Origin of the sequence: Rhodococcus sp. OAS809, from assembly GCF_040546695.1 — a bacterium.
GTDB classification, from domain to species: Bacteria; Actinomycetota; Actinomycetes; order Mycobacteriales; family Mycobacteriaceae; genus Rhodococcus_F; species Rhodococcus_F qingshengii.
Map to the genome: position 1 here is coordinate 5,579,814 of NZ_JBEPOI010000002.1, position 18,927 is coordinate 5,598,740.

The window sequence follows — 18,927 nt, forward strand, 5'->3', positions numbered from 1 at the left end:
ATCTTTCGCACTTTCTTCGACACCAAAGGGGTAGCACGATGGCGCAGTTCGTAGCCGCGATAGACCAGGGAACCACCTCCACGCGATGCATGATCTTCGATCACAGTGGGCACGTAGTCGCTGTCGAACAGCACGAGCACACACAGATCTTTCCGCAGGCAGGCTGGGTCGAACACGATCCGATCGAAATTTGGGACAACGTCCGCAACGTCACCGCGGGCGCCTTGGCCAACGCAGATCTGACCGCGGCCGACATCGCATCCGTCGGCATCACCAATCAGCGTGAGACGGCAGTGGTCTGGGAACGAGCAACCGGAAAGCCCGTTTACAACGCCATCGTCTGGCAGGACACACGCACCGATCGAATCTGTACTGCACTCGCCGGCGAAGACGGCCCCAGGAAGTACACCGAAGTCACCGGATTGCCGTTGGCCACGTACTTTTCGGGCCCCAAGGTCAAGTGGATTCTCGACAACGTCGAGGGCTCGCGTGAGAAGGCCGAAGCAGGCGAGTTGTGCTTCGGCACGATGGACACCTGGGTGCTGTGGAACATGACCGGCGGCGTCGACGGCGGAGTGCACGCTACCGACCCCACCAACGCGTCGCGCACCCTGTTGATGGATCTCGACACTCTCGCTTGGGATTCGGCGATCTGCGCCGACATGGGCATCCCCGAATCGATGCTCCCCGAGATTCGCAGCTCGTCCGAAACTTTCGGATTCGTGCGCGAACGCGGAACGTTGTCCGGCGTGCCGATCGCCGGAATCCTCGGCGATCAGCAAGCAGCGACTTTCGGTCAGGCCTGCCTCTCGCCCGGAGAAGCGAAGAACACCTACGGAACCGGCAACTTCGTGCTCCTCAACACCGGCACCGAAAAGGTGATGAGCAAGAACGGCTTGTTGACGACGGTCTGTTACAAGATCGGTGAGCAGCCAACGGTTTACGCACTGGAAGGATCGATCGCCGTGACCGGTTCGCTGGTCCAGTGGCTTCGAGACAACCTCGGCATGATCGACAACGCGGCCGACATCGAGGTGAACGCGCGCTCTGTGGACGACAACGGTGGCGCGTACTTCGTGCCCGCGTTCTCGGGCCTGTTTGCACCGCATTGGCGCGCGGATGCACGCGGTGCGATCGTCGGTCTGACAAGGTTCGTGAACAAGGGGCACCTTGCCCGGGCGGTGCTCGAAGCGACTGCGTACCAGAGTCGTGAGGTGATCGAGGCGATGAACCTCGACTCGGGTGTCGACTTGAAGGTTCTCAAGGTCGACGGCGGAATGGTCGCGAACGAACTCCTCATGCAATTCCAGGCCGATCTGCTCGACGTCGAGGTGATCCGCCCTGTCGTTGCGGAGACCACGGCATTGGGCGCTGCGTACGCCGCTGGTCTCGCGGTCGGGTACTGGGAGAGCGAGGACGACATTCGCAGCAACTGGGCGAAGGACAAGAGCTGGACGCCGTCGATGGATTCGGCCGAGCGTGAGCGCCTGTATGCAGGCTGGCAGAAAGCCGTCACTCGGACACTCGACTGGGTCGACGCAGACTGATCGCGGCGCCCCCATTTCTACCTATTTTCAAGTGAAGGAACAGTTTTCATGAGCACAGCACAAGCATTGAGTCCGTCCTCGCGGGCGGAGTCGCTGAAGAAGTTGGAAGAAACCGAACTCGACGTCCTCGTTATCGGCGGTGGCGTGGTCGGAGCGGGTAGCGCGCTCGACGCCGCAACTCGCGGTCTGAAGGTGGGCTTGGTGGAGGCTCGTGACTTCGCGTCCGGAACCTCGAGCAGGTCGAGCAAGCTGTTCCACGGCGGACTGCGTTACCTCGAGCAGTTCAATTTTGCGCTCGTGTTCGAGGCACTGCGTGAGCGGTCGCTGGTTCTGAATTCGCTGTGCCCGCATCTCGCGAAGCCGGTGCCGTTCATCTACCCACTCGAGAAGTTGATCGACCGGCCGTACGTCGGTCTGGGCATCGGCGTCTACGACGTGATGGGCGCAGGCCGCGGGGTTCCCTCACACCACAAGCATGTGGGCAAGAAGAAGACTCTCGAATCGTTCCCTTCCGGAAAGCGCTCTGCTATCCGGGGTTCGGTCAAGTTCTACGAGGGTCAGGTAGATGACGCCCGCCACACGATGATGCTGGCGCGCACGGCGGCCGAGTACGGCGCGCTGTGCGTCAACAGCACCCGCGTAATCGGCTTTCTCCGTGAGGAGGACCGCGTAGTCGGGGTGAAGGCCGTGGATCTGGAAACAGGTCGCGCGTTCGAGATCCGTGCTCGTCAGGTCATCAACGCCGCCGGTGTGTGGACTGACGAGATTCAGGAAATGGTAGGTGGTCGAGGACAATTCCAGGTTCGCGCTTCGAAAGGTGTGCATTTGGTCGTCCCGCGAAACCGCATCAACTCTGCGACCGGAATCATCACGCGGACCGAGAAGAGTCTGCTGTTCGTGATTCCGTGGGGAAGCCACTGGATCATCGGTACGACGGACACCGACTGGAACCTCGACCTCGCCCATCCGGCAGCGAGCCGAAGCGATATCGACTACATCCTCGGACATGTCAACAAGCTCCTTCAGGACGAGTTGACGCACGAGGACGTCGTCGGTGTGTACGCGGGGTTGCGTCCGTTGCTGTTCGGCGAATCGGATTCGACCAGCACTCTCTCGCGTGAGCATGCGGTGTCGAGTCCGGTCCGAGGTTTGACGGTGGTCGCCGGTGGCAAGTACACCACTTACCGCGTGATGGCCAAGGACGCTGTCGATTCCGCGGTGCACGGATTGGAACAGAAGGTGCCGAAGTCCTGCACCGAGCGTATCCAACTTGTGGGTGCCGACGGCTACTTTGCCGCGCACAACAATCGGCATCTCACCGCTGAGCGCACGGGACTGCACGTTTCGACCATCGAGCACCTACTGGGTCGGTACGGCACTCTGGCTGACGAGTTGTTCGAACTCGTCGAGGCGCGACCGGAACTGGGGCAGCCGTTGGACTCCGCCCCCGAGTACCTCAAGGCGGAGGTCCACTACGCTGCGAGCCATGAGGGTGCACAGCATCTCGACGACATCCTTACCCGTCGTACCCGCATCTCCATCGAGGTTACCGATCGCGGCGACGCGGCAGCAGCGGAAGTAGCCGAACTGGTTGCGCCGGTGCTGGGTTGGACTCCCGAGCACATTGCCGAGGAGATCGAACACTACCGGTTGCGTGTCGCAGCCGAGCGGGAATCTCAGGAGCAGCCCGATGACCTGACCGCTGATGCGGCGCGCCTCGGTGCACCGGACGTTCGCACCGGAGTCGCTGTCGGACAGGTTTGAGTCCGAGACACCACCAATGATCGGCCGGGACCCTGTGTCCCGGCCGATCGACCGAACTGCCTCGGTGTCAATCGAACTCGTCTGCCGAACATTCGGGGAGGTCGATCGTCACCACCGCGCCCCCGTTCGGATGGTTCGCGAAGTCGATACGAGCGCCGATGACCGCCGCTTGTCCCACTACGATCGTCAAGCCGAGGCCCAGGCCCGAGTTCGGGCCGCGTTCGACGGAGTTGGTCTGAAATCTCCTCGGCCCCTGGCGAAGCCACTCTTCAGTGAACCCGATGCCCCGATCCCGCACCGTGATGCGGGAGTGGTCGACGTCGACATTGATCGGCGGCTTTCCGTGATTTCGAGCATTCAAGATCAGGTTGGCGATGATCCGCTCGAGCCGACGTGCGTCGGTGTGCGACACAGGGGTCCCGTGAACTCTCACTTCGCACTCCACCCCGGTGGTGGAAATCGCGTGACGCACCACCGGTGCCAGTTCCACCGATTGGATGTCAGCCTGCTCGGACGTGGTGTCGAGGCGGGCCACTTCGATGACGTCCTCGGCGAGCCTCCTGAGTTTATGGACGCCGTCGCGCACCAATTCGGTTGGCCTACCGGGTGGCAGGAGCTCTGCGGCGCCGACCAGTCCGGAGATGGGTGTTCTGAGATCATGCGCGATGTTGGCTGTCACGCGCTTCTCGGCGTCCAATTGTCCCCGTAGAGCATCGGACATCGCGTCGACCGCATCCGCCAGCTCGGTGATCTCGTCGTCGAAAAGCGACCAGGTGACCGAGCGGACGCGGATGTCCGCTCCGGTAGACACTTTGCGAGCCGCACGGGCGGCCGAGCGCAATCGATACGACATCGCGAGTCCAAGCAGCACACCCAGGACGGCACCCGCTGCGATCACTGCGATGGTGGCGTTGCGAAGTGTCCGATCGACGCTGGCGATCGATTCCCGCTGCGCGGTGTACGGGACGCGAATCGCCACCACCTGAGTGTTGACGTCGGCAGCAGCCCAGACAAATGGCTGGTCCCCGCTGTCGACAAGGTAGGTGGCACGTTTGCCGCCCACCACGGCCTGACGCAACTCTTCCGGAACGTCGAGACCATCTGTGGTGGCGCGGAACAGCGCACGCATGCTGCCCGTTTCGTCCTGCAGCACCAGTTGGAGATTGCGATCAGCTGCCGCCCGCGCTGCATCCTCTTGGTTGTGTGAAAAGGTTTGATGCATCACGGTACTGAGCGTGATCGAGGCGACGGCGATCACGAACGTGATGGCCGCCGCGATCTTCCACTGAAACGACAACCGCCTCCCGGTGGACGGGAGCTTGGCGGCGAGATCCCGCGATCTCACCGATGGTTGTCCATCGTGTAGCCGAACCCCCGGACGGTCCGGATCTGTTCGGAGCCGATCTTCGTGCGCAATCGCTGAACGTGAACGTCGACGATGCGCGTATCGCCGCCCCAGTCGTAATCCCAGACGTCCGAGAGCAGTTCGGAGCGAGACCAGACTTTGCGCGGCACACTCACCATGACCAGGAGCAGCTTCATTTCGGTGGGCGTGAGAGCCACTTCGGCGCCCGAACGCGTGACGGTCACCAACTCGCGATCGATCTCCAGATCGCCGAGAGTCACGATGTCTTTCTCCGTACCGGAATGGGATTCGACCCGCCGGAGCACACTTCGGATACGGGCCACCAGGACACCGCTGTCGAAGGGCTTGGTGACGTAGTCGTCGGCACCGGCTTCCAATCCGAGAACGATGTCGACCGGGTCGTCGCGCGCGGACAGCATGATGACCGGCACCGACAGTTCTTCACGAATGCGCCGACACAGGCTGATTCCGTTCAGGTCGGGAAGCATCACGTCGAGGACGGCGATATCCGGCTTGGCGTCGACCGCCATATCCATTCCGGTCAACCCACCCGATGCGGTGATCACCCGAAACCCGTTGCGTTCGAGATTCAATTGCGTTGCTTCGCGGATGACAGCGTCGTCTTCGACCAGCAAAATCAACGGATCGGTCATCGGCCTTCGCTTTCATGGGAACGGAACACTCTCAAACCCTTCACCGGTCCACTTGTATGCAGTCGACGATTGACAGAACTCCGGAATGCCGGGGTCTTTGCACAGGTCGACCATGACCGACAATCCTCCGGTTGAGCCGACGACGTAGCGTCCTGGGTCTTGCACTCCGAAGACTTTGTGAGCGCCCGATTCGTCGATCTGGTAGACGAATCCGGCGACCATGAAGCTGACCGGTGGGGCCGGTCGTCCCCAGATGCCGACAGACTCGCAGGTGAAGACATTGACGACGGCATCTTGCCAAACGGCGCCTGTCACGGGGGAATACCGGATTTCGAAGGGGAAGTTCGCATCACCGCACAGTCGGAGACTGTCCTTGACCGCATCGGACACTTCCGGGTCTGCTCTGAGGAGGGCAACAGGATCGATGCTCAAGCCCTGTGAGAGATCCGAGGGGGCGAGTGATGCTGCGATATTCGGAGTGGGTTCTGATTCAGGCTCGGTGGAACAGGAGGCGAGAGCAAACGCGACCGGCAGGCAAACACCGGCGAGCATTGCGCGGCGACGGCGATCAATCACGGATGAACTCCATTCCATCCCAGTGGAACTCGGTCCGAAGCGGTGGACGGGGGCAACATTCGAACTCCGGTGGCCGCGGATCCGTTTCCAGGACAGACAAACTCGCGGCGCGTTGACCGCTGACGATGAACTTTCCGCGCTCTTCGACGGAGAACAGGCGCTCACCCAGTTCGGGATCGTCTTCACTCGAACCGGCCTTGCCGCTGCGGTAGACGTAGCCGGCAAGGTTGACCGAAATCGACACTCCGGTCCCGGGTTGGTGGGCCGGTTGGCACGGATACACATTCATGACGACGAGTTCCGTCTCCGGCACGATACGCGGTGCGCCTGGATCGAGAAGGATGGACCCGACCGAGATCGGATACCAGTCAGGGCACGACCGAAGTTCTGTCTTCACTCCCTCGGACACCCCAGGATCGTCGAGGAGCGCCCGGCCCAACCTCGAGTTTTCGGCAACCCGTCTGGCCAGGTCTGCAGGTTGTGTGACGGGCAACCCGGTGGAAGCGACATCGCCTTCGATCACAACGCCCTGGGTGGACGCGCAGCCGGTGATCACGGACGCTCCGAGGGTTGCTGCCGCGAGCGCTGTACCGAACAGGCTGCGAGTACGGTCTGATCGACCGCCGCAGATGTCACTCCGATACAACACGTTCCCCTCCCCGGTCGCTGCGAACCCTCTCATCGGCATGTGCGTTTTCATACGATCACAGGTGATCTCGATATCGGAGTTTTGCCACCCACCGTTACGTAATCGTATGAATGTCAGGACCGTCGAGAGTTGGTACGCGACCGACGGAATTCTGTTACGAAACCGATGGAATCAGGCTCCTAGAGTGAGTCACGTCGGTGTTCACCGCTTGGGCGGAACGAGCTGATCCGCGTATCGAGGAGTGTGAGAGCAAATGCGTGAAGTATTGCTGACCAATAAGACTCGGCGTCCGCGAGTGCTGCTCGCCGTACTGACGATCGGGGTGGTGTGCGCGATGACAGGGTGTTCGAGTGATGACAACAGCGCTCCAGGAGACGAACCGACGACTACATCGGTGGTTGCGGCGTCTACGACCCCACCGCCGCTGACCGCAGCGACCACTTCGGAGACAGTCGAAGGCTCGAACTCGGTGGGCGGCGGTACGGACGCATCCACCCCCGGAGTCCCGGCGGGCGGAGCTGCGCCGGCCTGGACCCCGGTCTCGACCAGCGCGGCTGCCCCTGCGGCCCCTGGTCCGGCTACCGAGTCGACCAAGTGCACCGATCAGATCAATTATGTGGGTGACCCTCGTTCGAATGCGGAGATCAACAGCATCGGAGAGCAGATGGGTTCATGCCCGGCGCCGCTCCCGCCCGATGCCGTCGAGCCCTCCGAGAAGTGCACCGACCAGATCAACTACGGCGCTGACCCTCGTTCCAACGCCGAGATCAACATCATCGGGGAACAAACCGGGATCTGCCCCGAGCCGATACGCCCCTAGCGAGTTCAAAACCTGAGCAGTAGTCGGGAATTCGACCAAGAGCCGAAGCAGGGGGAGATCGGAATGACAAGCAGGGCAGGTGGACGTTCGATCGACAGTGTTGCCGACGATGCGTCCCGAGGGGATCGGGACGCGATTGCAGAACTCCTTCAACGAATCGTGCCTCTGGTGACGCGGCGCTGTCGTGCCGAACTGCGACCGCTCGACGCTGATCGTATTGCCGTCGGTATCTGCCGATCCGTCCTGTCCGACATTCGGCGACGTAGACGTACCGGAGAAGCGTTCCTCGCGCATCTGTACGACGCGATCAGTCGCGAAATCGATTCGCTACCCGCCTCCAGTCGACTCACTCTGCCCTTCGGTGATCTGTCGGCCGCAGAACGCAACGTCTTGGTAGCTCGCATCGTTGTCGGCTTCGACGTGCGCGAGACGGCGCTGTCACTGAGAACGACAACGAGCGCCGTCGAACTCGCCCAACACCGCGCGCTGGCCAAGATCAGACGCGGCAGCCTGAGCGGCGCCTGAATCAACGCTCGAAAGTCAACAGCTGCAACCCTTCGCAACTCCCGGCAACCTCACGCAACTCTTTCCCTTCGCCCGTGACCTACACGACACTGCATGGCGACGAGTGATCGAGAACGAGGAGTGTGACTGTGGTTCAACGGACGGCGCAGAAGCCGACAACCCCAGGATCGAAAAGGACCGGCGCCAAGCCTCATTCAGGGCTGGACCGGGATGCATTGCTGAAGGCGTACGAGAAGATGTCGCGCATCCGCGCGTTCGAGGATCGATTGCACGAAGAGAATGCAACCGGTGACATCCCCGGCTTCATTCACCTGTACTCGGGCCAGGAAGCCATCGCGGTGGGAGTGTGCGAGAACCTGAGCGACGCCGACTACATCGGATCCACTCACCGCGGTCACGGGCACTGCATCGCCAAGGGCTGCGATCTGAACGGCATGATGGCCGAGATCTTCGGCAAGGACGACGGCCTGTGTCGCGGTAAGGGTGGGTCGATGCACATCGCCGACCTGTCCGTGGGAATGCTGGGTGCCAATGCGATTGTCGGCGGAGCCCCGTCGTTGGCGATCGGCGCTGCACTGAGTGGCAAGACACTTCGAAACGGCGTCATCGCAGCGTCGTTCACGGGAGACGGTGGATCCAACCAGGGAACCGTCTTCGAGGCGATGAACATGGCTGTGGTGCTGGATCTTCCGATCGTCTTCGTGATCGAGAACAACGGATTCGGTGAGGCCACCGGAACCGACTACGCGGTGGGCGCACCCGACATCGCCGCCCGCGCTGCATCCTTCGGAATGCCTGCCGTCAAGGTGGACGGCACCGACTTCTTCGCGGTCTACGACGCGATGGCGGAAGCATCCGAGCGAGCCAGGACCGGCGGTGGCCCTACCACGATCGAGGCGGCCGCATTCCGTTGGCACGGCCACTTCGAGGGTGACGCGCAGCTGTACCGCACGGCGGAACAGGTTGCGCAACTACGGGAAACCAAGGATCCGCTCAAGAATTTCCGTAGCAGCGTGGATGTGAAGAAGGTCAGCACCGCTGATCTGGACGCGGTGGACGAGCAGTCGCGAGTGCTGGTGGACGAGGCGGTAGCGAAGGCGCGTGCCGCGGCGTATCCACCCGTCGAGAATCTGCTGACCGATGTCTACGTGTCGTACTGAGGAGCCCGAGATGACAAGCGTGGAAGCCGAGAACGTGTCGAAGAAGACCTACCGCGAGGCCGTCAAAGAGGCCATCGCCCAAGAAATGCAACGCGACCCGAGCGTCGTTCTCATCGGTGAGGACGTACGGGGTGGGCATGCCGGTACCAATCCCGATCTGGAGACGAAGAAGATCGAGGCATTTGGCGGTGTCCTGGGTGTCACCAAGGGATTGTGGACGGAGTTCGGATCGGAGCGTGTAATCGATACCCCGATCACCGAATCCGCGATCATCGGAATGGCTGCCGGAGCCGCACTGACCGGACTGAGGCCGGTCGCCGAGCTGATGTTCATGGACTTCTTCGGAGTCTCCTACGACGCGCTCTACAACCAGGCTGCCAAGTTCCGCTACATGTTCGGTGGCAAGGCCAGAACCCCGCTGGTGGTGCGAGGCATGATCGGCGCAGGGTTCTCCGCCGCTGCGCAGCACTCTCAGTCTCCGTACAACGTGTTCGCGGCGGTGCCTGGTCTGAAGGTAGTCGCTCCGTCCAATGCCTACGACGCCAAAGGCCTTCTCATCCAAGCCATCCGGGACGACGATCCCGTCGTCTTCTGTGAGCACAAGGTTCTCTACGACCTCAAGGACGAAGTGCCGGACGAGCCGTACGCGATTCCTTTCGGCGTCGCCAACTACACCAGGCAGGGCGACGACGTCACGATCATCGCGTTGTCCGCAATGGTGAACCGCGCCAACGACGTAGCAGACAAGCTGGCCGCCGAGGGTATTTCGGTCGAGGTTGTCGATCCTCGTACCGTCTCACCATTGGACGAGGACGGCATCCTCGAATCCGTCGCATCGACTGGAAGGGTCGTGATCGTCGACGAATCCGCCGCCCGCTGCGGTTTCGGGCACGACGTAGCCGCGCTGATCGCCACCAAGGGATTCAACTACCTGAAAGCGCCGATCGAACTGATCACGCCGCCGCACACACCGGTTCCGTTCTCCCCGACCCTCGAAACTGCCTGGCTGCCTGACGCGGCGCGCATCGAAGAGTCGGTTCGCAAGCTGGTGAGAGCCTGATCATGGCTGACATCAAAGCTATCGACATCCCCAAATGGGGGCTCTCCATGGAGGAGGGGTTGGTCAACGCGTGGCTCATCGAGGAAGGTGACTTGTTCACCAAGGGCCAGTTGATCTGTGAGATCGAGACCAGCAAGATCACCAACGAGCTGGAGGCGCCGTTCGACGGTGTTCTCCGCAAGATCGTCGGCACACCGGGGCAGACTCTGCCCGTCGGCGCCGTGATCGGTGTGTCCGCCGATGCGTCCGCGACGGATGCGGAGATCGAGCAGTTCCTCGCCGCCCGCGGCGCAACCGCGCCGGCGGAAGAGCCGGCACCGTCACCAGCTGCTGCGCCGGCGGCTCCCGTGACACCTGCGGCTACACCGGCTGCGAAGGTGGTTGTTGCAGCGAAACCTGCACCAACCGGTTCCACCGTCGTACCGAGTGTTCTGCAGGGCACGACGCAGAGCGACGTGTTTGCGAGTCCTCGCGCACTCCGACGTGCCGAATCGCTCGGAATCGATCTCGCCGCCGTAGTGGGTACCGGTCCCCTCGGGCGGATCAGTGTCCGCGACATCGACGACGCGATTCGTGACGCCGGTGGCACTGTTGCGCCGGTAGTGCCGGCCGCGAGATCCGGCCTCCCGCTGCGATCGACCGCCGACGACAGTGCCGTGCCTGCCACCCCGGTCGCACGCAGAACTGCCCGATCACTGGGCGTCAACCTGCATGACTGTCGCCCGACGGGTTCGCGGGGGCGCGTCTGCGTCACCGACGTGCACGACGCCGCTCGTTCCGCGCAGCTCCTGCCGGAGGCGGCGGCTGAGACCGAATCTGTTGCGGCCGAACCCGAGTACGACACAATTCCTTTCACCCCCATACGATCGGCAATCGCCGGTAGGTTGCAGGCGTCCAAGCAGCAGGCACCCCATTTCCGGCTCACCGCAGACCTCGAGCTCGATGCGCTTCTCGCTCTGCGCAAGGAGATCAATTCGACCGTCCCGGCGGTCAAGCTGTCGGTCAACGACTTCATCGTGAAGGCTTGCGCCGCTGCACTGATGAAGGTGCCGGACGTGAACGTCCAGTTCGATGCCGCGAACGAATCGGTTCTTCGATTCGCGTCGGCGGATGTCTCGGTGGCAGTTGCACTTCCGACCGGGCTGATCACGCCCATCGTGCGTAGCGCGAATACCAAGTCGTTGGCGGACATCTCGGGTGAGGTGCTCTCGTTGGCCACCAAGGCGAAGACCGGCAAACTTCGTCCCGAAGAATTCCAGGGCGGAACCTTCACGGTGTCCAACCTCGGCATGTTCGGGATCAAGGCATTCGACGCGATCATCAATCCGCCCCAGGGAGCGATCCTTGCCGTAGGTGCGGGGGAGAAGCGCGCGGTGGTGGTCGGTGACAGTGTTTCTGCCCGGACCGTGATGACCGTGACCCTCTCGTGCGATCACCGGGTTATCGACGGAGCCCTGGGTGCGACCTTCCTTCGGGAGCTCCAGCGCTTTGTCGCTTCTCCCGCGCTGATGTTGGTGTAAGGGGCTGTGGTGGAAAACAATACGTCGCATAAGTACGACGTTCTTGTCATCGGTGGCGGCCCCGGTGGTTACGTGGCGGCGATCCGGGCTGCCCAGTTGGGGTTGAGCGTCGCGCTGGTAGAACGTGATCGCCTCGGAGGTATCTGCCTCAACTGGGGTTGTATCCCCACCAAGGCGATGCTGCACGGCGCGGACGTCGCGCATACCTTGAGTGAACTTGACACATACGGATTCAGTTCGGCGTCTGTCCAGTTCGACATCTCGAAGTTGGTGTCGTTCAGCCGAGGGGTTTCGGAGAAATTGTCCGGCGGTGTTGCCTACCTGATGAAGAAGAACGGCGTCGACGTCATCTCAGGCACCGCGAAGTTGGTGGACAAGGGCGTCGTGTCCGTGGAAGGTCAGACGTATCGAGCCGACCACGTGATCATTGCAACCGGCGCCCGGCCGCGTTCGATTCCCGGGGTTGCCCCCGACGGTGATCGGGTGTGGACCTACTTCGACGCGCTCGTCCCGAAGGAACTGCCGAAGTCGCTGCTCGTGATCGGGTCCGGCGCGATCGGAGTCGAATTCGCCAGCCTGTACCGCGATCTCGGAACCGAGGTGACCATCGTCGAGATGGCACCACACATCATGCCGGTCGAGGACGAAGAGATCTCGGCCTTCGTTCGCAAGCAGTTCGAGAAGCGTGGCATCACGATTCACACCGGAGCCTCGGTGTCGGCGGTGACCGTCGGCGACGACGCCGTCCAGGTGAATGTGCAGACGAGCGACGGTGTCGAGTCGTTGACCGTGGACCGGGTGTTGGTGGCGGCCGGAATCACCGGCAACGTCGAGGATCTGGGGTTGGAGGCTCTGGGCGTCGAGATCGAGCGCGGTGCGATCGTCACCGACCAGTGGTGCCGTACCAGCGCTTTCGGGATCTATGCGATCGGTGACGTCGCGGGCGCTCCATGTCTGGCGCACAAGGCAAGCCACGAAGCTGTCCTGTGCGTCGAAAAGTTGGCAGGCGTGCCCGACGTTCATCCGCTCGATCGCGACTACGTTCCGGGATGCACGTATGCCCGCCCACAGGTGGCGAGCCTGGGTCTGACGGAGAAGCAGTGCGCCGGTACTGGTCGCGCGCTGCGGGTCGGACACTTCGACCTGCAGGCGAACGGCAAGGCACTGGCGATCGGCGAGGCCGAAGGCTTCGTCAAGACGATCTTCGACGCCGATACCGGGGAACTTCTCGGCGCGCACATGGTCGGTCCGGATGTGACCGAGCAGATTCAGGGTTTCGGGATCGCTCGATCCCTCGAAGCCACCGGCGAGGATCTCGCCGAGGTCGTGTTTGCTCATCCGACGCTCTCGGAGGCAATGCACGAGTCTGTGCTCTCGGCGCTGGGGAGACCCCTCAACGCGTGAGTACCGTTCGCGTGCGTGAACGCCGTCCTTTCGTTCACGCACGCGAACAACTCTGCAACCGGGTGCAACGCTCGCTTTCGATGACCCCGTCACATAGGACTGGAGTGTGATCGGCGAAACGAATCGACTCGAACCGGCCCTGGCCAGTGGTGAAGACCCGGCGCAGTACGCACGTGTTCTCGAATCCGTGTACGAAGCAACGATGTCGGGACGCAAGCCGCCTGCGCGTCCGCGCTCCGTCATCGCGAATTCGTGGTCGCGTTTGCGTGCGCTCGGACTCGATCCGGACCGGTGCTCGATCACCGAGACGGGCCGCGAATCCGAGATCGAAGAAGGCAGACGCGCAGCCGGCATGGCGGAGATCTTCGGCGAGGCGGTGCACGGTCTGGCACCACTCGTCGGCCCGGACGACGCGAATCTGATCTTGGTGGCGGACCGCTACGGACGTATCCTCTGGCGACACGGGGCCAGTCGAATGCTGGATCGGGCCGAACGGCTCGGGATGATCGAGGGTGCGTCGTGGACCGAGGAAGCTGTTGGTACCAACGGGATCGGCACTTCCTTGGCATCAGGTTCGGCAGTGCAGGTGTTCTCGGCCGAGCACTACTCGCGCTCGCAGCATCCGTGGACCTGCTCCGGGGCGACGGTTCGAGATCCGCGTAGTCGCCGGGCCATCGCCGTCGTGAACGTCGCCGGCGCAGCAGAGACGGTCCACCCGTCGACTCTCGCTCTGGTGGACAGTGTGGCCAGGCTGGCGGAATCCGCACTGCGGGAGAAGCATCGAATCGGATTGGATCAGCTCCGGATGATCTCGGCATCGACGCTGGCTCGCGCGAGTCAGCCGACAGTGGTCGTGGACCGCAGTGGCTGGGTCGCGGCGGTGGACTCGATGGCGCCGATCTACAGAATCGCACTGCCGAAAGTGATGAGCAGCGGCGAGCATTGGCTCCCGTCGCTCGGACTATGTATGTGCGAGCCGCTTCCGGGTGGTTGGCTCGTCCGCCCTCAGATGGATCCGGCGTCCGGAACGGTTTGTGCAGAAGTCGAATTGGATGTGCAAGATCCGAATGCGATGGAATTGCGGTACTCCTCGGCAATGGGGAGCTGGAGTATCGACCTCAGCCCGCGCCATTCGCAGATCCTCGTGGCTCTGACACAGGCGCCCGAGGGCCTCACGGCCTCGCAGCTCGCCTCACAGTTGTTCGGCGATCCGCGCAAGACGGTGACCGTCCGGGCCGAGATGTCGAGGTTGCGTAAGCGATTGGCCGGAATCCTGTTGGCTCAGCCCTATCGCTTCGACCCGGCGGTGAGGGTAAAAACCGCCCCTGCTGTGCGCCTTTATTAACCGCGGGGGGTTAATAAAGGCGCACAGCAGAGCGGCGCGAACGCCGCACCTGCGCGTACTCGTAGCCGTTCTGCCAGGTCACGGTGGCCACCAGCACCCAGATGATCCACGTGGCGCTCATGTGCGTGCCGACGATGCCCATGACGATGGGGACGGCGGTGCACGGGAGCGCCCAGCCGAGCAGCCACCGTCGGTCCGATCGCGCGAACAGCCCTGCCACCAGGCTGATTCCGAAATAGACTGCGATGCTTCCGCACAACAACCACCGCAGGTTCGCGGGCGTGTGCTCCGCGCCGTGTTCGGTTGCCGCTCCGAGCCCTGCGACCAGAACCGCGATAGCGCCGGTGGTGAAACAGTGCAGCGCCATGTCGATGCGAGCGGGAAACTTCTCGGCCTGCAGGTGCGGAACACCGGCGTGGCCGTAGAGAAGCGAGAGTGCCCACATGCCCGAGAGCAGGACAAACGATCCGACTGCGAGGCTGACCACCGTCGAGTCCCAGGTGAGCTTCGAGGCCGCAGAAATCACGAGGATCACACCCTCGCCCAGCACGATGATGACGTACAGGCCCAAGCGCTCGGCAAGGTGAGCCCGATCGGAGTGCAGGGCTTCGAGTTCGGGCATCCGGTCGTCCTTGAACCCCCGAACCTTGATGATGCGGTCGAGCTTTTCCTGCGCGTCTTCCATGATCGCGCTGCCGGAGACGACGAACATGATCAGCAGGTCGATGGTCACACCGGCGGTCCAGAGCCAGAACCGAGTTTCGCCCTCGAACCAGAACGAGACGATCCACGGGATCACACCGAGAGACATCTGGGCGATCGGCCAGTCCACGACTATCTGGCCGTTGTGCCACACCCGACTCGCCAGCAGACGTACGGCCACGTAGGCGACAGCGAAGGCCAGCGCATGGTTGTCGTGGATGCCGGCCACGGCCGCCATCATGACGGCCAGTCCGAACATGGCGATCAGCATGCTCGGAATTCGGACCCGGTCGCCGGCAACGTTGCCGTACATCGTGAACGTCGCCCACGCGGTCCAGAACGCGAGATAGAGCAACGCGTAGAGCGCGACATCCGACCACGACGGCGAACCGTGGAGCAGGTGAGCCAACTGACCGATACCGGCAACCACGACGAGGTCGAAGAACAATTCGATCCACGACGCGTGTCGCTCGAGCACCGCCTTCTGCTTCGAGTCTGGTTCATTTCCGAGTTCCGACATACAGCTCAGTATCGGCTATCGGCATCATCAGTGCTGGTAGGCGGCGAAGTTGTCCGTTTTTTCGAAGTAGTGTTTATGCTGTCCGCGCTCACGCGCGCGCCGTCAGGGAGGGGCATGCGAAGGCGCAAGTCGACGCCGTCGACCACATGACAAAGAAGTACGCACAAGAGTTGGCAGACAAGGGCTGACATCGTGAATGTCCCACAGGGCAACCGGGCGTTGTGTTTTCGAGAAGCCATGGCGCACGTGTGCTCACCGAGACTGCCGGACGCTCCCATCTGGATCGTGTGCACCGTGGACGGTGGTGATCACAAGATCGTGACAGGATCGGTGGACGAGGTCGAGCACCGCGAGTCGAATCCACTGACCTACCACCGGCGTGTATTCGGTACGCACGCACCGACGTCAGTGCTCTAGGAAGGAGAGCCATGTATGTACTGGTGGACGACGGCCGCGTCAGCATCCACGATGTGGACAACCTGAAGGACTTTCACGTCGAGGTGAGTGCCGACATCTCCGAAACCGAACTGGACGAACTCTTGCGCCTTCAGGATTACGGATACGTCAGCGGTGGTAGTGCATTCATCTCGGTAGCCCGCGTTCGCGAGAGCACCACGGACGTCGAAGGTGTTGCCGCGATGGTCGACTACGCCCAGAGCAAAGGCTGGGTGGACGAGGACGGCGAAGCACTGCAGGCTCACGTCGTTCGCCAGAAGTAGCGGAACGGCTCAGACCATGTCGTTCTTCTGCAGCCACCGCAGTGTCGGCCAACCGCAGAACACCGGGAGCCAGCAGGTCAGCACTCGGTAGAGCAGGACCGACGGGACCGCGATGCTTGCCGGCAGTCCGAATGCGGACAGACCACCGATAAGGGCGGCCTCGACGGCTCCGACGCCACCCGGTGTCGGAGCCGCCGAGGCGAGCGTCCCACCGATCATCGTAACGATGGTGACGGTGATGAACGTCGTTCCGCCGCCGAATGCTTCGACGCTCGCCCACAGAGCCAGGGCGGCACCCAGAGTTGTTGCGGCGCTGCCGCCCACGATGATGAGGAAGCGCGTGGGATTTCGCGCGAGTTGGCTCAGTTCACCCAACACCTCGGTGATCTGAGGACGCAGATCGTCGCGCAGCCACCCACGGAGTTTCGGGATGAACATGAATGCACCGAGAACTCCGAGCGCGACGCCGCCCGCCAGGTACAGAACAGTGGATCCCGGGATGAAGTGCGAGAGGTTCGTATCACGTCCGGCGACGATCGAGAAGAAGATCAGCAAGCCGACGTGGGTGACCACCTGAACCGTCTGTTGCAGCGCGACTGCGGCCGTTGCACGGACGGTACCGAGCCCGCCCTTCTGCAGGAACCGCACGCTCAGCGCGAGCCCGCCGACTCCGGCCGGAGTTGTCGTCGCCGCAAAGGTGTTGGCCACCTGCATGATCAAGAGGTTGCGGTAACTGACCATCGACGACGCACAGGCCCACAGGGCCGCTGCCGCGCCGACGTACGTCAGTGCGGAGACGCCGAGGCCGAGCAGTGCCCACCACCAGTTGGCCGTCTTCAGCTCGGTGATGAACGCGGGGACCTGGCTGATGAAGGGGTAGGCGACGTAGACCAGACCGATGAGCAGAACGAGCTGGATCAGCTGGTTGCGACTGAATCGGGTGACCTGTGCGGGAGCGACCTTTTCGATCCCGTTCTTGGCACCGACCTCGTCTCGGATCTCGGTCATCAGTTTCGCGGAATCCGTGACCGTCCGCCGAATTCGGTTGGGCAATGCAGCGGTGGTCAATCGGCCGGAGGCGGCGAGAATCGTGTCTGCGCCTTGCGCTCGAATCGCGGCGTCCACCGCTGCATCGACCCCGAACAATGATGCGGTGGCGAAGAGAAGTTGTGCGTTGTCGGACTGCATCTGAACTTCGGTGGCGCCGAATTCGGAGTACGCGTACCCGCCGAAGAGGATGGTTCCGCCTTCGACACGAATCTCGGAAGCGCGCAGGTCGCCGTGCGCCATCTGGTGCACGTGAGCGGTATGCAATGTTTGCCACAGCGCGTCGATCAGTTTGGTGGATTCTTCCTCGCCCGCCTGGTTCTCGACGGCGACGGCAAGGGGGATGCCACGAGGACTCGGGCGCGCGTACATCTCCCACCCGCGATCGAGTACCGAGATTGCGACGGCCTTGGAACTGGCCAGACCGATGTCGGCGAACGCGATACCCATGAGCGCTCGGTGTTCGACGGCGCGACGAAGTGATCCGTAGGGCGGCGGAGTTTCACGGTTCCGGAACGAGATCCAACGGAACGTCTGTCGAATTGCTCCGCTGCTTCGCTGGTTCTGTCCGTACAACTCGACGACGAGTTCGTCGAAAGGTTCGTCGTCCGGTGCTTGATCGATGGCTGCGGACATGACAAGAGGCCCGATTCCCGAGGGACTCACGACGCGGAACGCGGTGACGCGGTAACCGCGCCGCGCGAGTACGCGTACTGCCGAGTCCAACGGCACTTCGAGGGCAGGGGTGCCGACGGCGAGAACGATCACCGCGCCGATCAGGTAACCGACGGCGAGACCCAGCATCGATCGTGCGGGAACGATCGAGCTGACGATCAGATGGATGGGAGCGAAGAGCAGAAGCAGCGTCCACCAGGCTCGTCGCCACTTCTTCGGAAGCCACGGGCCCGAGACGGTGAGCACCGCCGCGAGCATCGCGATCCATCGCGGATCGTCGAGGAATTGAGACAGGAAGGTGGCGTCGAGTCGGTCCGGCACGTCGAGGTGCCATTTCGGTGCCGCCAGGCCTGTTCCGGTGAAGGACAGCGCGACACCGGCGCACAGGCCGGCGGCGGCGTATCCGGCCAGCAACTTCCACCGGCGCCCGACGATCAGGCCGATCAGGATGGCGAACGGTAGCGCCAGAATTGCGATGCCGTAGAGCAGGTACACAGTGTCGGACAGGCTCGGCGAGAGAACACCGACGATGTTGGACACCGACGTTTCGAGGGCGTCCCACTGACTTCGAGTGATCAGAGATCCCGCGATCACGCCGCCGAGCAGCACAGCAGCGATCGCAACCCGCATGATGTCGCTCGTACGGCGGTGCAGTGGTGGCAGGAGGCTTCCCGTTACCGGGATCTCCCGTCCGTCTACTCGCATCTCGCCAGAACTCTCTTCTCTCGGGGTTACCGACCGTCTCAGTTACCTCGATCAAGGTACCGCGTGAGGGTTCGGCGACTGGGAAGCCGGACCTGTCGTTACCTCCTCGATGCCAAGCAACATTCTCTTCGGACCCGCGGGAGCGGGCTTCGGCGCGTAAAATTCACTTT

17 protein-coding genes are annotated in these 18,927 nt (G+C 62.5%); 11 read left to right on the plus strand and 6 right to left on the minus strand.

Features of this window, described 5'->3' with window-relative positions; all coding sequences use genetic code 11:
- Positions 1-38 precede the first annotated feature (38 nt).
- A complete protein-coding gene (gene glpK, locus ABIE52_RS29205) occupies positions 39-1,547 on the plus strand; it encodes a glycerol kinase GlpK (RefSeq protein WP_007733474.1) in 1,509 nt (502 codons plus the stop codon).
- Between the two features lie 48 nt (positions 1,548-1,595).
- A complete protein-coding gene (locus tag ABIE52_RS29210) occupies positions 1,596-3,311 on the plus strand; it encodes a glycerol-3-phosphate dehydrogenase/oxidase (RefSeq protein WP_007733473.1) in 1,716 nt (571 codons plus the stop codon).
- Between the two features lie 67 nt (positions 3,312-3,378).
- On the opposite strand, the gene ABIE52_RS29215 is transcribed toward ABIE52_RS29210, so the two are convergent.
- From ABIE52_RS29215 to ABIE52_RS29230, 4 genes are read right to left on the minus strand one after another with little or no spacing between them, the layout of a single operon-like run.
- Positions 3,379-4,656 carry a sensor histidine kinase gene (locus ABIE52_RS29215; RefSeq protein ID WP_192712271.1) on the minus strand — a complete coding sequence of 426 codons (1,278 nt, stop codon included), beginning with the start codon at positions 4,654-4,656 and terminating at the stop codon, positions 3,379-3,381.
- Positions 4,653-5,330 carry a response regulator gene (locus ABIE52_RS29220; RefSeq protein WP_003939990.1) on the minus strand — a complete coding sequence of 226 codons (678 nt, stop codon included), beginning with the start codon at positions 5,328-5,330 and terminating at the stop codon, positions 4,653-4,655. Before ABIE52_RS29220 ends, ABIE52_RS29215 begins: the two co-directional genes overlap by 4 nt.
- A 12-nt stretch (positions 5,331-5,342) precedes the next feature.
- Positions 5,343-5,906, minus strand: a complete 564-nt coding sequence (locus ABIE52_RS29225) for a hypothetical protein (protein ID WP_192712272.1) — start codon at positions 5,904-5,906, stop codon at positions 5,343-5,345.
- The gene (locus ABIE52_RS29230) at positions 5,899-6,555 is read right to left on the minus strand and encodes a hypothetical protein (RefSeq protein WP_003939689.1); all 657 of its coding nucleotides are present in this window, start codon (positions 6,553-6,555) and stop codon (positions 5,899-5,901) included. Before ABIE52_RS29230 ends, ABIE52_RS29225 begins: the two co-directional genes overlap by 8 nt.
- A 253-nt stretch (positions 6,556-6,808) precedes the next feature.
- Here ABIE52_RS29230 and ABIE52_RS29235 point away from each other — a divergent pair, with 253 nt between their 5' ends.
- The 7 genes from ABIE52_RS29235 (at position 6,809) to ABIE52_RS29265 (ending at position 14,389) form a co-directional block, all read left to right on the plus strand.
- Positions 6,809-7,375, plus strand: coding sequence for a hypothetical protein (locus ABIE52_RS29235; RefSeq protein ID WP_058226116.1), 567 nt, complete (start codon positions 6,809-6,811; stop codon positions 7,373-7,375).
- A 63-nt stretch (positions 7,376-7,438) separates the two neighbouring features.
- Positions 7,439-7,900, plus strand: coding sequence for an RNA polymerase subunit sigma (locus tag ABIE52_RS29240; protein ID WP_118603371.1), 462 nt, complete (start codon positions 7,439-7,441; stop codon positions 7,898-7,900).
- A 236-nt stretch (positions 7,901-8,136) separates the two neighbouring features.
- Complete coding sequence (locus ABIE52_RS29245; RefSeq protein ID WP_051649553.1) at positions 8,137-9,060, plus strand: thiamine pyrophosphate-dependent dehydrogenase E1 component subunit alpha; 924 nt, start codon at positions 8,137-8,139, stop codon at positions 9,058-9,060.
- Between the two features lie 10 nt (positions 9,061-9,070).
- Complete coding sequence (locus ABIE52_RS29250; protein ID WP_007733466.1) at positions 9,071-10,120, plus strand: alpha-ketoacid dehydrogenase subunit beta; 1,050 nt, start codon at positions 9,071-9,073, stop codon at positions 10,118-10,120.
- A 2-nt stretch (positions 10,121-10,122) separates the two neighbouring features.
- Positions 10,123-11,640 carry a dihydrolipoamide acetyltransferase family protein gene (locus tag ABIE52_RS29255; RefSeq protein ID WP_192712273.1) on the plus strand — a complete coding sequence of 506 codons (1,518 nt, stop codon included), beginning with the start codon at positions 10,123-10,125 and terminating at the stop codon, positions 11,638-11,640.
- 6 nt (positions 11,641-11,646) lie between these two features.
- Entirely contained in the window at positions 11,647-13,044 is a 1,398-nt protein-coding gene (lpdA, locus tag ABIE52_RS29260) for a dihydrolipoyl dehydrogenase (protein ID WP_050654705.1), read from the plus strand.
- A gap of 106 nt (positions 13,045-13,150) precedes the next feature.
- On the plus strand, positions 13,151-14,389 hold the full coding sequence (locus ABIE52_RS29265; protein ID WP_192712274.1) for a helix-turn-helix domain-containing protein: 1,239 nt from the start codon (positions 13,151-13,153) through the stop codon (positions 14,387-14,389).
- Between the two features lie 10 nt (positions 14,390-14,399).
- Here ABIE52_RS29265 and ABIE52_RS29270 read toward each other — a convergent pair whose 3' ends face one another.
- On the minus strand, positions 14,400-15,611 hold the full coding sequence (locus ABIE52_RS29270; protein WP_003940002.1) for a low temperature requirement protein A: 1,212 nt from the start codon (positions 15,609-15,611) through the stop codon (positions 14,400-14,402).
- A gap of 192 nt (positions 15,612-15,803) precedes the next feature.
- On the opposite strand from ABIE52_RS29270, the gene ABIE52_RS29275 reads away from it, so the two are divergent.
- Together ABIE52_RS29275 and ABIE52_RS29280 are read left to right on the plus strand one after the other, a co-directional pair.
- A complete protein-coding gene (locus ABIE52_RS29275; RefSeq protein ID WP_230587458.1) occupies positions 15,804-16,028 on the plus strand; it encodes a flavin reductase in 225 nt (74 codons plus the stop codon).
- 11 nt (positions 16,029-16,039) lie between these two features.
- Positions 16,040-16,330 carry a hypothetical protein gene (locus ABIE52_RS29280; protein ID WP_192712275.1) on the plus strand — a complete coding sequence of 97 codons (291 nt, stop codon included), beginning with the start codon at positions 16,040-16,042 and terminating at the stop codon, positions 16,328-16,330.
- Between the two features lie 9 nt (positions 16,331-16,339).
- On the opposite strand, the gene ABIE52_RS29285 is transcribed toward ABIE52_RS29280, so the two are convergent.
- Positions 16,340-18,757 carry a lysylphosphatidylglycerol synthase transmembrane domain-containing protein gene (locus ABIE52_RS29285; protein ID WP_007733454.1) on the minus strand — a complete coding sequence of 806 codons (2,418 nt, stop codon included), beginning with the start codon at positions 18,755-18,757 and terminating at the stop codon, positions 16,340-16,342.
- Between the last annotated feature and the right edge of the window lie 170 nt (positions 18,758-18,927).